We start from the raw sequence: 13,038 nt of genomic DNA, 5'->3' as shown, positions 1-13,038 counted from the left end.
TGAATGGAAAGCTTATGAATGGGGGAACAGTCGTAAAGGTTATTGGCGAATCTCAAAAAGTCCCATATTACACAGAACCCTTGGAAACTCCTATTGGAGTAACCAAGGGCTTAAAAGTCTACAGAAACGTTATGAATTCTTGCGTCATTTATCTTGATTGAACCGCCGTATACGGAACCGTACGTACGGTGGTGTGAGAGGACGGGGGTTAATCACCCCCTCCTACTCGATTTTTTTTTAAAAGATTTGAAGGAATTTGTAAACATTCGTCGAATTATGGTTGTGAGAATTGCAATTCGACTTTTTCCAAATCCTCTTGGAATTTGTCATGTGTCGCCTGAAACACATGTTCAAACATGTTTCCTAATTCTTTTTCCATTACCTTAATCCCTTCACCAGTGATTCCACCTTTTACACTCACTTTTTCTTGTAGTGATGGCAAGGTGTAATGTCCTTGTTTCAATAATTCCCCCATTCCAACAAGCATATGACTCGCTAGATTGGTTGCTGTTTTTTCATCAATTTCAGTCTCATTTACAGCAGCCTTAATAAAAGACTGAATCAAATAACTGAAAAAAGCTGGTCCGCAGCTAACTATATCAGAAGCAACTCTTGTTAATTTATCGTCAATGTATATTGGAACAGAAACCTTCGACATGATTTTCTCCATTTCTACTTTCCAATAATCACTGCAATTTTCCCCCAGCGTAAATAATGACACCCCTGCTAGTGCCCGATTTGTAATACTTGGAATAATTCTCATAACTGAACAAGGTACTTTTTGTTCGATTTGGCTTGTGCTGATTGGGCTAGTAATAGAAATAAGACATTTTTCTTTTGTTAAAAACGGATTAATCCTATCAATCACTTTAAAAACATCTAATGGTTTTACACAAATAAAAATGACATCTGATACGGCTGCTACTTCAATATCGTTAGCACCAATTTTTATATCTTTATATATATCTTTAAGCAGCAAGGCTTTTGCAATTGTTCTGTTAGTAATCATTATAGAGGAAGGGGAAATGGCTTTTCCTTCAATGAAAGCTTCAATAAGGATTCTCCCCATATTTCCCGTACCGATAATACCAACATTCATTGATTACAACCCTCCTTCACTTCCCAGTTTCTCTTATAACCTTATGAACACGTTTTGTAAAATATACCTTAAGAAAGGATGAATACAAATTGAAAGACTGGTTGATGGGAAAGAAATATTATGTAGTCGCAGTGGTGTTTATTGTATTGTTTGGCGTATATTATTTCACCAACAATTTCTTAGAGACACCATTGCCTGAACCATCACAATTACCTGAGAAGAAATTTCAAAATGAAGAGACTGAAGAATCAACAACAGAACTTGCAAAGGCATCAGACCATACTGAAGTCATGATGGTGGATGTGAAAGGGCAAGTAAAACTTCCAGGTGTTTATCAAGCAAATGAAGGAGAGCGGGTAGTTGATATTATTAGCAGGGCTGGAGGTTTAACAGAACTTGCAGATGAAACTAAAGTAAATTTAGCGGAGCATGTACAAGATGCGATGGTAATCTATATTCCTGCGAAGGGGGAAGAAGACTTCGTGACACCTGGTTCAAAAGTTGGAAGAGTACATGCTTCAGGTGGATTAGGAAGTAATGAAGGGAAGATTAATATTAATACTGCAGATGAAAGTGAACTACAAAAAATCCCAGGGATAGGGCCGTCAAAGGCAGCAGCTATTATGGAATATCGGGAAACAAACGGTCCATTTCAGTCAGCAGAAGATTTAAAAAATATAAGTGGAATCGGGGAAAAAACCTTCGAAAAATTGAAAGATGCTGTTACCGTACGTTAATTCTTACGTTGACCAGATCGCAGAGGCTATATAAACTAGAAATTAAGTAGTTAATAGGGAGTGAGAGTGAAGTGAAACGGATTTCATGGGATCAATATTTTATGGCACAAAGTCATTTGCTCGCCCTTCGAAGCACTTGTACTAGGTTGGCCGTTGGGGCGACCATTGTTAGGGATAAACGGATAATTGCTGGGGGATATAACGGCTCCATTGCTGGCGGAGATCATTGTATTGATAAAGGATGTTATGTCATTGACAATCATTGCGTTCGTACCATACATGCTGAAATGAACGCATTATTGCAATGTGCAAAATTTGGGGTTCCAACGGCTGGTGCGGAAATATATGTTACTCATTTTCCTTGTCTGCAATGTTGTAAAGCCATAATCCAAGCAGGGATTAAAACCGTATATTATGCTGAGGATTATAAAAATCATCCGTATGCTATCGAGTTATTCGAGCAAGCAGGAGTCAATGTTGAGAAAGTAGAGTTAACAGAACCGGTTATTGATTTTAGAAAGATCAATGCATAATTCCTGAACTTAGACGCCGAAATGTTTTCGGCGTCCCTTTTTAAAATTTTACGAAAAAATACTAAATGGAGAAGAAAATCATGTCTGGAAGATACCTTTATTTTGCCATTTCTGCATTTTTGGGTTTGTTATGTGTACTGATTTCATTTCTTCCTTTTTTGTTCCTATTCTTCTTTTATCTTTTCCTTTTACATAAATATAAAAGATTCACCCATAAACATCTCATGATCATTATTGTTTTTGCGTTTATATTTATGATGATAGGTAAGCATGAAGCTGCTGAGAATAAATCAAAACTCCCTGAATCAACCTCATCTTTTCTCCTTCAATATATCGAAGACCCAAAAATTGATGGTGACTTATTACAAATTCAAACAAAAGAAAAAAGATATAATGAAAAACTTATCCTCCGCTACTCCATTAAATCAGAGAAAGAAAAAGAGTATTTTCAAAACCAAACATTTTATGGAGTCATTTGTCAAGTGTCAGGCACCATGAGTAAACCGAAAATTTCCAAAAATCCAAATGGGTTTAATTATAGAAGATATTTGGAATCAAAGCAAATATTTTGGATCGTAGAGGCTGATCAAAATCCACTTCTATTTTGTAAGAGAGAAAGCAAATCTCTCTTGACATCTATTAAGCAGCTTCGATTTTCCGGCATCCGCTATTTGGAAAAGAATTTTTCAATTGAAATTGCTTCATTATCAGCTGCATTAATTTTTGGTGATCGTGAACTGTTTTATCCGGATGTCCTTGAGGATTATCAAAAAACAGGGATTGTTCATTTATTGGCCATATCTGGACTGCATGTATCCTTGTTAATAGGAATGGTTTATTACCTGGGGATTCGAGCAGGTTTAACTAGGCAGTTTATGATTAATTGTCTTCTTCTCATTCTCCCAATTTACGTCCTCCTTACAGGAGCAACCCCTTCAGTAATTCGCGCTGCACACATGATATTCCTTGTTTTATTTGTTAAAAAGTGGGATAAGCATCTTCATTTGGTACCTATCGATGCGATTAGCCTAACATTTATCATATATGTTTTCATTCAACCGATGATCATATTCGACATTGGTTTCCAGCTCTCCTTTTCTGTAAGTTTTGCCATTATTTTATCGGCACAGCAAGTTCTCAATGAACATCAGAACAGCTGGATGAAGTTGTTAGCTACTTCAATTGTGGCACAATTGGCAGCTATGCCATTTTTATTGTACCATTTCTTCGAATTATCACTGATTGGGGTATTTGCTAATATCGTATACATACCGTTATTTTCCTTTGTTTATCTTCCTGCCGTGTATTTTTTATTTTTCTTCCAACTGATGTTCGATAAGACGCCATCCATTTTGACTTATTTGATGAATAAGATCATTACCATTTTTAATAAAGTAATTTCCTGGATCGGAGATCTTCATTTTGCAGCGTTTGTTCCAGGAAAGCCTAATTTATTTTTCCTTCTTTTTTATGTTTTGACTATTTGTTTAATTTTTTACATTTGGGAAACGAAGAAAGGTCCAAACTGGAAAAAGAAAGTTCTCGGATTGTTAATTATCCTTTTTACGATCCAGCCTACATGGAATTGGTTACGTCCCTTTGGAGAAATAACGATGATTGATGTCGGACAAGGAGATAGTATTCTCATTCACCTGCCTTTTCGAAATGGAACTTATCTTATTGATACGGGTGGGACAGTAAATTTTAACGAAGACAAGTGGAGGCAACGTTCAAAGCCTTTTGAAGTTGGGAGGGATGTAGTTGTTCCATTTTTAAAAGGAAAAGGAATAACAACGATTGATAAACTAATTTTAACCCATGGTGATATGGACCATGTTGGAGGAGCTGTATCAATTATTAATGAGTTGAAGGTTAAAGAGATCCTGCTTCCATCTGTTGCTGATCCTTCTGATGCGGAACATCGAATAATGAAATTGGCAAATAAAAAGAAAATTCCAGTTAGGAAAGTGTATGAAGGGAACTCTTGGAGGAATAAATATGGTCAATTTTATATCCTTGCTCCAGAAAAAAACTTTGTTGGCGAAAGAAATGGTGGTTCTATCGCAATTTTTGCCATTATTGGCGGATTAACTTGGTACTTTGGAGGGGATTTAGATATAGAAGGAGAGCAGAAAATAATTAAGAATTATCCGAATTTGAATATCGATGTTATAAAGGTTGGACACCATGGAAGTAAAACTTCGAGCAGTAAAGAATTCTTGCAGAAGACTACACCTCAGATAGCTCTAATCTCTGTGGGTGAGAATAACCGTTTTGGACATCCTCATCAAGAGGTTTTAAATCGACTTAATGAAAAGAAAATCACTATTTACCGAACTGATATGCATGGTGCTGTTACGTATCGTTTTTTCCGGGGAAAAGGAACGTTTTTACCCTATTTGCCATAGTATGGCAGTATCAAAGGAAAAAGAGACTGCAGAGATTAGCAGCCTCTTAATAACACTTATGTAGCCTATTTTACGAACCAACGACTTTAATGACTGTAGCTATGATAAACATGGTAGCAAAAAAACCAAAAGAAACAATAAATCCTACCGCAGAATCAATTGCGTCATTCCGCTTGCTCTGGACATTTTTCTCAAATTCGTTCACAGTCTACCCCTCCTATTTCAACATATAGTATAAGCTATTTGCTTAAAAAAATCTAGCCTACCTCTCATAATGCTTTTCCTGTGTTGACAAGAGTTGTCAAAATAGTTCGACTTAGAAAGGGCTACAATAAGCTTAACTAAATAAACTCCGTCTGAAATATCAATTCCTAGGGTTGGTATTGCAGGCGTTCATCATAGATCAGGGAATTGGCATCAGGAGAGTTGTCAATTCCCTATAATATGTGCTTTTCTTAAACAAGTCTTTGTTCGTACTTGTCAAATAGTCCAAGCTTCATTACGATAGTATAGAATGAAATGAAGGGGGCGCTTGGACAAAATGGTTTTAGAAAGCTGGCGGAAAATAAAACAAAATCACATTGCTCCTATTTACTTATTATATGGAACAGAAGCATATTTAATTAATGAAACGAAGCAAATATTATTGAACCAAATTTTAAATGAAGAAGAAAAAGAATTTAATTTGGCTGTGTATGATCTGGAAGAAACTCCAGTTGAAGCAGTGGTAGAGGATGCAGAAACATACCCGTTTTTAGGCGAGAGAAAAGTTATTATTTTACATAATCCTGTTTTTTTAACTGCTGAAAAATCAAAGGAAAAAGTAGAGCATAATTTGTCCAGGCTAGAAGCATATATTAAGGAGCCTGCACCCTATTCCGTTATGGTCCTATCTGCTCCATATGAAAAACTCGATGAACGGAAGAAAATTACGAAAGAATTGAAAAGAAATGCCGAGATAATTGAAGCAAAAAAGCTAAATGAAAAAGAATTAAAGAGTTTTATTCATAATCGGGTTAAGATCAATGGAATGGAGATAGATGAGGCGGCTATTGAACATTTAATGGCACTGGTTGGAACGAATTTATTTATGATTTCCAGTGAAATAGAAAAATTAACCTTGTATGCGGCTGAATCGGGACGAATTGATATAAATCTTGTTGACAAGCTTGTTGCTAGGTCATTGGAGCAAAATATTTTTACACTCATTGATAAAGTGGTAAATCGAAAATTAGATGAGGCACTTAGAATTTTTTATGATTTATTAAAGCAGAATGAAGAACCGATTAAAATATTGGCATTGCTTGCCGGTCAATTTCGATTAATTTATCAGGTGAAGGATCTATCGAGACGGGGCTACGGACAGCAGCAAATTGCCGGTATTTTAAAGACCCATCCATTTCGTGTCAAGTTGGCGCTTGGCCAAGCTTCTAAATTTACTGATGAGGAGTTATCTTCTTTAATCAATCAATTAGCCGAGGCAGATTTTCAAATGAAATCCGGTAGCATGAATAAATCGCTGTTAATCGAAATGTTATTGTTTAAATTAAAAAAATAAAAAACGATTCCTAACAGGAATCGTTTTTTATTATAGTGCATTAATTTTCTTCATTAGGCGAGCTTTTTTACGAGCAGCAGCATTTTTATGGATAAGACCCTTTGCAGCAGCCTTGTCTAATTTGCTTGCAGCAACAACTAAAGCTTCCTTCGCAGCAGCAGCATCGTTAAGAGTAACAGCAGCTTCTACTTTTTTAACTGCAGTACGCATAGCTGATTTTGCCATTGTATTTTGAGCATTACGAGATTCGCTAGTTTTTACACGCTTAATCGCAGATTTAATGTTAGGCATTACTTTCACCTCCTGTAAAGAATCGAGACTATGTGAACTCGACTTAACATTCATAAACATTTATTCGCAACAAATGATATTTTATCAAACAGGTACCTAGATTGCAATACACAATTCTAAGAAAAGGGGAAGGTTATTGGGATTTTGACTTGATTCACTTTGTTTAATTATCCATTGAATGATTTATCGGAACAGGGGAAAAAATAGGAAATAGTTTCTATTATTCATGGGAGTGATTGTTAATGAATGAACCGATTGATTTAAGTAAATATACTGTTCGTACCGATTTGGCTATTGAAGCTCGGGAGATGGTTTTAGCCCAGCAATCAGTAGAACAAGAAGAAAACTTATCCCAAATTGAAGGTGTCATAATAAAGGAAAAAGAAGTAGATGATATAAAAATTTCATTAGTAGAAGTGACAGAGCAAGGAGCTAAGCAAATTGGTAAAAAAGCAGGGCGGTATTTGACATTAGAGGTACAAGGAATACGCCAACAAAATAGTGAAGTCCAGCAGAAAGTGGAAGAAATATTTGCAAGAGAATTTGCTCACTTTCTAGAAGGGTCAGGAATCAAAAAGACAGATTCTTGTTTAGTAGTCGGACTTGGAAACTGGAATGTTACCCCAGATGCAATTGGGCCAATGGTTTGTGAAAACCTACTTGTTACCCGTCACCTGTTTCAACTCCAGCCAGAAAGTGTGGAAGAAGGTTATCGCTCTGTCAGTGCACTTGCCCCAGGTGTTATGGGCCTCACAGGCATTGAAACAAGTGACATTATTTTTGGGGTCGTTGAAAAAACAAAACCAGATTTCGTTATTGCTATCGATGCATTGGCATCACGTTCAATAGAAAGAGTAAATTCAACTATTCAAATTTCCGATACAGGAATACATCCCGGATCTGGAGTGGGTAACAAGAGAAAGGAATTAAGTAAAGAAACATTGGGAGTGCCTGTGATCGCCTTAGGTGTTCCTACTGTGGTAGATGCCGTTTCAATTACAAGCGATACGATTGATTTTATTTTGAAACACTTCGGAAAAGAAATGAGAGAAGGTGATCGTCCATCCAGGGCATTGGCACCAGCAGGTATGACTTTTGGAGAACGTAGAAAACTGACGGAGGAGGACCTGCCGGAAGAGAAACATCGGAAGACCTTTCTTGGAATCGTTGGGACGCTTCCGGAGGATGAAAAACGAAAGTTAATTCATGAGGTTTTGTCTCCGCTTGGCCATAATTTAATGGTAACCCCAAAGGAAGTCGACGTTTTTATTGAGGATATGGCAAACTTAATTGCAAATGGATTAAATGCTTCTCTCCATCATAGTGTCAATCAAGAGAATGCGGGATTTATTACAAGGTAATAACGATGAAGTTGGGATACAAGTTTTTTAGTTAAGGAAAACCCGAACTATTTTAAAACTCTATGTTAGTTTTAATTAGTTCGGGTTTTTAATTGAATTTCATAATTGTATTGTGTATTAATCTTAATTTTTATGTTTGCTTTATCTCTTATTAAAGGTTCTACCATTTCTAGTAACGTCATAAGATTTACTAGAATCGTATTTGCGAGGTGGAACTATGAAATCTAAAATATCAGGAACATTTATCCTGATACAAGGGACAAGTTTATTAAAATTAGTGGCAACTATTTTATTGTTTATGCTTTTTATATTTTCAATAAGTGGAATTTTGACGTCGTTAAAACCCCAATACAGACTGTCATCCGCCTCCGTTAATCATGTGTCGATGAATGTAAACGGGGATCTTCTATACCAATTAATGGGCTGGGAAAACCATCATTTTTTAACAGTAAAACGTGATGTTAATGTTCCAACCTTGACGAATGTGGTATTTAAACTGTCTAGCAATATTAATTTAGATGACCCACGTAGTCTTCTAGGGAGAGAACTTCCTGGGTTTTATCAATTTGACGGAAAAATTCTAGTTGCGGGTGAAGGAACCAACTATACAAACATGCCTATTGAATCTTCTCCTCCGAATGAAATAATGAAAGCAGAACAGGAAGCTGCATTACAAAATCTTGAAGGAATTGATAAATCACCAGATGAAAACCCCTCCAGTACGCCTGGACAGACAACTGGTGACAGGAAAGTGGTGTATGTATATTTCTCACATAATCGGGAATCCTTCTTACCATATCTGAAAGGTGTGACTGACCCTAATTTAGCAAATCATTCCCAAATTAACGTCACAAAAATTGGCGATCAATTAAAAAGTAGTTTGGAGGACCGTGGCATTGGAACATTTGTTGATAAAACAGATATTCAAGGTAACTTAAACAAAAAGGGCTTGAAATATACAAAATCATATCAGGAGTCTCGTGCAGTAGTTCAGGCTGCAATGGCCTCAAACCGTGACTTAACATATTTTTTCGATATTCATAGAGATTCAAGGAGGAAAAAGGATACTACTATATCAATCAATGGTCAATCCTATGCAAGGCTCGCTTTTGTCATTGGTGGTAAAAATCCGAATTATGAAAAAAACGCTAAACTTGCATCCAAACTACATGATCTATTACAGAAAAAATATAAGGGCTTAAGCCGTGGAGTTATAGTAAAAAGTAATAATGGAAATGCTGTATATAATCAGAATCTTTCTGAAAATGCGATCTTAATTGAGTTCGGTGGTGTTGATAATACTTTTGATGAGTTGAATCGGTCGGCAGACGCTCTTGCAGATGTGTTTAGTGAATACTTCTGGCAGGCAGAGAACGTCAATCAAAATGTTGAACAATCAACAGATAAGCAATAGGAATAAGGGTGAGCTTTATGAAAATGTTCATGCTAAAAAGTTTCATCATAACAGGACTTATGTTTATCGCCGTATTTACGGGAATGGAGCTAGCAAATAACGGAATTCATAAAATGAAGGGTTATGATGATCCGAATTTCCAAAATGCTGTTTCTATTAATGAAGGAGATGCTACTATTTTAGGAAATAAGATCTCCAGCCATGATTTAGAAGCAAAAAAGAAAAAACTTGAGGAAATAAGTACTTATAATTTCTTTTCTAATATGGGAAAGAAATTATCAGATAGTTTGACTAATGCTTCAGAAAAACTAATTAAGAAGATTGCTGATTAATGGGGGCGGTGCCTAAAAGGTACCGCTCTTTTAGCTAGAATTGTTCGGCAAGCAACATATATCTTAATATTTTATAACGACTGGAAAAGGAAATAATCATTTTTCTCGTTGAAATATATTTATCTGTTGGACAGAACAAGGCGCTTTTACTTTTATAATTGAATATTGAAAGTGGGGCTGATATAATCGTAAAATAGTGAACGTGTGCGAGTTAATGTAGGAGTGAAAGACATGAACAGAGAAGAGAGATTGAAAAGACAATCGAAGATAAGAAACTTTTCGATTATTGCCCATATTGACCACGGAAAATCAACATTGGCAGATCGAATTTTAGAAAAAACAAATGCATTATCATCCCGTGAAATGAAGGATCAGCTGTTAGATTCCATGGACCTTGAGCGTGAACGCGGGATTACCATCAAATTAAATGCTGTTCAATTAAAATATAAAGCGAAAGATGGAGAAGAATATATCTTTCATTTAATCGATACACCGGGACACGTTGATTTTACATATGAAGTTTCCCGAAGCCTTGCTGCTTGTGAAGGCGCCATTTTAGTCGTAGATGCAGCGCAAGGAATTGAAGCACAGACATTGGCAAATGTATATTTGGCTCTTGATAATGATCTTGAAATTTTGCCAGTTATTAATAAAATCGATTTGCCAAGTGCTGACCCTGAACGGGTTCGCAATGAAATTGAGGAGGTAATCGGTTTAGATGCATCTGAAGCTGTTTTAGCTTCGGCAAAAGCCGGGATTGGGATTGAAGAGATTCTTGAGCAGATTGTAGAAAAAGTTCCGGCTCCAACTGGTGATCCCGATGCACCATTAAAAGCATTGATTTTCGATTCTCTATATGATGCTTATCGAGGAGTAGTAGCTTATATTCGTGTTGTAGAAGGTACTGTTAAGGTTGGCGATAAAATTAAAATGATGGCAACCGGTGCTGAGTTTGAGGTTACAGAAGTTGGAGTATTTACACCGAAAGCGGAAATGCGTGAAGAGTTATCAGTTGGTGATGTTGGATTCCTGACTGCGTCAATCAAAAATGTTAGTGATACTCGTGTCGGCGATACGATTACAAATGCCAAAAATGGGGCAGCTGAGCCACTCCCAGGATATCGAAAATTAAATCCAATGGTATATTGTGGCTTATATCCAATTGATACAGCAAAATTTAATGATCTCCGTGAAGCACTTGAAAAATTGCAATTAAATGATTCCGCCTTGCAATTTGAGCCGGAAACCTCACAGGCTCTTGGATTTGGTTTCCGTTGCGGATTCTTGGGACTACTTCACATGGAAATCATTCAAGAACGTATTGAGCGTGAATTTAAAATTGATTTGATAACAACTGCGCCAAGCGTTATTTACCATGTTCACTTGACAGATGGAACACTTGTCAATGTAGATAATCCTTCAAATATGCCTGATCCGCAAAAAATTGACCACGTTGAAGAACCTTATGTTAAGGCAACAATGATGTCACCAAATGACTATGTTGGTGCTATCATGGAACTTTGCCAGCAAAAACGCGGAAATTTTGTTGACATGCAATATTTGGATGAAAATCGCGTAAGCATTGTTTATGAAATTCCTTTAGCGGAAATTGTATATGATTTCTTTGATCAATTGAAGTCAAACACTAGAGGCTATGCCTCATTTGATTATGAATTAATTGGTTATAAGCCATCCAAACTAGTGAAAATGGATATATTATTAAATGGAGAAAAGGTTGATGCATTAAGCTTCATCGTTCATAAAGATTTCGCTTATGAACGTGGAAAAGTCATTGTTGAGAAGCTAAAAGAACTAATCCCTAGACAACAATTTGAAGTTCCAGTTCAGGCAGCAATTGGACAAAAAATTGTAGCACGTTCAACCATTAAAGCGATGCGGAAAAACGTATTAGCTAAATGTTATGGTGGAGATATCTCCCGGAAACGAAAACTATTGGAGAAGCAAAAAGAAGGTAAAAAACGGATGAAACAGGTTGGGTCTGTTGAAGTTCCGCAAGAAGCCTTCATGGCAGTTTTAAAAATGGATGATTCCAATAGTAAACAATAACAAACAAGGAGGGTAGGACAAGCCTTTTGTCAGGCGATTCCTGCCTCTTTTTGTTTCGTAGAATTGAGGTTGAAAAATTGATAAAAGCGGCATATATCCATATCCCTTTTTGCGAACATATTTGTCATTATTGTGACTTTAATAAAGTATTTTTAAAAGGTCAGCCTGTAGATGAGTATCTAAATGCCTTAGATCTTGAAATAAAGATGACTCTTCAAGAATTTCCAACAAATGAGCTAGACACGATTTTTGTCGGTGGAGGAACTCCTACTTCCTTAAATGAGAAGCAGTTATACGTACTTTGTGAAAGTATAAATAATAACCTTCCAAAAAGCTCAAATATAGAGTTTACATTTGAAGCAAATCCGGGTGAATTATCAAAAGATAAATTACAAATATTAAAGAATGCAGGTGTTAACCGTTTAAGTCTTGGCGTTCAAACTTTTAATGATGAATTACTAGAAAGGATCGGCCGTGTACATCGGGCAAAGGATGTTTATCGAACGATTGATTTAGCAAAATCATTGGGTTTCTCCAATATAAGTATCGATCTTATTTATAGCTTACCTAATCAAACAATAGAAGATTATAAAGCATCATTAGAGAAGGCATTTTCATTAGATATACCTCATTATTCTGCTTATTCGTTGATTATCGAGCCAAAAACTGTGTTTTATAATTTAATGAAAAAGGGCAAACTCCCTACACCAGGGGAAGATATTGAAGCACAAATGTATGAGATATTAATGGATGAAATGGATAAACACGGTGTTCGACAATATGAAATTAGCAATTTTTCCATTCCTGGATATGAAAGCCGGCACAATTTAACCTATTGGAATAATAACCATTATTACGGTTTTGGAGCCGGTGCCCATAGTTACATCAATGGAATTCGACGTTCTAATATTGGTCCAATAAAAAAGTATATCGACCGAATCAGCAATAATGAATTTCCTATTTATGAAGACCATATTGTTACATCAACTGAACAAATGGAGGAGGAAATGTTTTTAGGGCTGCGCAAAACAGAAGGAGTTTCTATCTCACAGTTTTATCAAAAATATAATCAAAATCCATTAACACTATTTAATAAGGAAATTAAAGAACTAGTCGATAAAAAATGGATTGAAGTTAAAAATGACTATATTTATTTAACAAGAACCGGAAAACTGTTGGGAAATGAAGTGTTTCAAGCTTTCTTAGGAACGGATTTAACTTAGCGCTTAATCATTGAC

12 protein-coding genes and 1 pseudogene are annotated in these 13,038 nt (G+C 36.1%); 10 read left to right on the top strand and 3 right to left on the bottom strand.

The genetic code is table 11. The annotated features are described in order from the left end of the window. Positions 1-157: pseudogene (locus tag GZA11_RS16740) on the top strand (group II intron reverse transcriptase/maturase); the annotation flags it as partial. Between the two features lie 117 nt (positions 158-274). Here the strand turns inward: GZA11_RS16740 and comER are convergent. Continuing rightward, positions 275-1,099 carry a late competence protein ComER gene (gene comER, locus GZA11_RS11650; protein WP_163183922.1) on the bottom strand — a complete coding sequence of 275 codons (825 nt, stop codon included), beginning with the start codon at positions 1,097-1,099 and terminating at the stop codon, positions 275-277. Positions 1,100-1,188: 89 nt separating this feature from the next. Here comER and GZA11_RS11645 point away from each other — a divergent pair, with 89 nt between their 5' ends. The 3 genes from GZA11_RS11645 (at position 1,189) to GZA11_RS11635 (ending at position 4,777) form a co-directional block, all read left to right on the top strand. Further along, complete coding sequence (locus tag GZA11_RS11645; protein ID WP_235924990.1) at positions 1,189-1,836, top strand: helix-hairpin-helix domain-containing protein; 648 nt, start codon at positions 1,189-1,191, stop codon at positions 1,834-1,836. 71 nt (positions 1,837-1,907) lie between these two features. Beyond that, positions 1,908-2,369: a ComE operon protein 2 gene (locus tag GZA11_RS11640; protein ID WP_163183920.1), complete on the top strand. Its 462-nt coding sequence runs from the start codon at positions 1,908-1,910 to the stop codon at positions 2,367-2,369. Positions 2,370-2,449: 80 nt separating this feature from the next. Further along, positions 2,450-4,777, top strand: coding sequence for a DNA internalization-related competence protein ComEC/Rec2 (locus GZA11_RS11635; protein ID WP_163183918.1), 2,328 nt, complete (start codon positions 2,450-2,452; stop codon positions 4,775-4,777). A 70-nt stretch (positions 4,778-4,847) separates the two neighbouring features. On the opposite strand, the gene GZA11_RS11630 is transcribed toward GZA11_RS11635, so the two are convergent. Further along, positions 4,848-4,982, bottom strand: a complete 135-nt coding sequence (locus GZA11_RS11630) for a YqzM family protein (protein WP_038536293.1) — start codon at positions 4,980-4,982, stop codon at positions 4,848-4,850. A 336-nt stretch (positions 4,983-5,318) separates the two neighbouring features. On the opposite strand from GZA11_RS11630, the gene holA reads away from it, so the two are divergent. Beyond that, positions 5,319-6,335: a DNA polymerase III subunit delta gene (gene holA, locus GZA11_RS11625; protein ID WP_163183926.1), complete on the top strand. Its 1,017-nt coding sequence runs from the start codon at positions 5,319-5,321 to the stop codon at positions 6,333-6,335. Positions 6,336-6,365: 30 nt separating this feature from the next. On the opposite strand, the gene rpsT is transcribed toward holA, so the two are convergent. Continuing rightward, a complete protein-coding gene (gene rpsT / locus GZA11_RS11620; protein WP_038536284.1) occupies positions 6,366-6,626 on the bottom strand; it encodes a 30S ribosomal protein S20 in 261 nt (86 codons plus the stop codon). Positions 6,627-6,868: 242 nt separating this feature from the next. On the opposite strand from rpsT, the gene gpr reads away from it, so the two are divergent. The 5 genes from gpr (at position 6,869) to hemW (ending at position 13,023) form a co-directional block, all read left to right on the top strand. Continuing rightward, positions 6,869-7,987, top strand: coding sequence for a GPR endopeptidase (gpr, locus tag GZA11_RS11615; protein WP_038536281.1), 1,119 nt, complete (start codon positions 6,869-6,871; stop codon positions 7,985-7,987). A gap of 217 nt (positions 7,988-8,204) precedes the next feature. Beyond that, entirely contained in the window at positions 8,205-9,401 is a 1,197-nt protein-coding gene (gene spoIIP / locus GZA11_RS11610) for a stage II sporulation protein P (RefSeq protein ID WP_163183916.1), read from the top strand. A gap of 17 nt (positions 9,402-9,418) precedes the next feature. Further along, positions 9,419-9,733, top strand: a complete 315-nt coding sequence (locus GZA11_RS11605; protein WP_038536275.1) for a DUF3679 domain-containing protein — start codon at positions 9,419-9,421, stop codon at positions 9,731-9,733. Between the two features lie 231 nt (positions 9,734-9,964). Continuing rightward, positions 9,965-11,800 carry a translation elongation factor 4 gene (lepA, locus tag GZA11_RS11600; RefSeq protein WP_163183914.1) on the top strand — a complete coding sequence of 612 codons (1,836 nt, stop codon included), beginning with the start codon at positions 9,965-9,967 and terminating at the stop codon, positions 11,798-11,800. 77 nt (positions 11,801-11,877) lie between these two features. After that, positions 11,878-13,023 carry a radical SAM family heme chaperone HemW gene (gene hemW, locus GZA11_RS11595; protein WP_163183912.1) on the top strand — a complete coding sequence of 382 codons (1,146 nt, stop codon included), beginning with the start codon at positions 11,878-11,880 and terminating at the stop codon, positions 13,021-13,023. Positions 13,024-13,038: the final 15 nt, after the last annotated feature.

Source organism: Neobacillus sedimentimangrovi (assembly GCF_010614825.1).
Taxonomy (GTDB): Bacteria; Bacillota; Bacilli; order Bacillales; family Cytobacillaceae; genus Neobacillus; species Neobacillus thermocopriae.
This window is presented reverse-complemented; position numbering and strand designations above follow the sequence as displayed.

Excerpts from the sequence above, each read along its gene's own strand:
- comER (WP_163183922.1), bottom strand. The coding sequence starts at position 1,099 with ATGAATGTTGGTATTATCGGTACGGGAAATATGGGGAGAATCCTTATT.
- GZA11_RS11635 (WP_163183918.1), top strand. The coding sequence starts at position 2,450 with ATGTCTGGAAGATACCTTTATTTTGCCATTTCTGCATTTTTGGGTTTG.
- holA (WP_163183926.1), top strand. The coding sequence starts at position 5,319 with ATGGTTTTAGAAAGCTGGCGGAAAATAAAACAAAATCACATTGCTCCT.
- rpsT (WP_038536284.1), bottom strand. The coding sequence starts at position 6,626 with ATGCCTAACATTAAATCTGCGATTAAGCGTGTAAAAACTAGCGAATCT.
- gpr (WP_038536281.1), top strand. The coding sequence starts at position 6,869 with ATGAATGAACCGATTGATTTAAGTAAATATACTGTTCGTACCGATTTG.
- spoIIP (WP_163183916.1), top strand. The coding sequence starts at position 8,205 with ATGAAATCTAAAATATCAGGAACATTTATCCTGATACAAGGGACAAGT.
- GZA11_RS11605 (WP_038536275.1), top strand. The coding sequence starts at position 9,419 with ATGAAAATGTTCATGCTAAAAAGTTTCATCATAACAGGACTTATGTTT.
- lepA (WP_163183914.1), top strand. The coding sequence starts at position 9,965 with ATGAACAGAGAAGAGAGATTGAAAAGACAATCGAAGATAAGAAACTTT.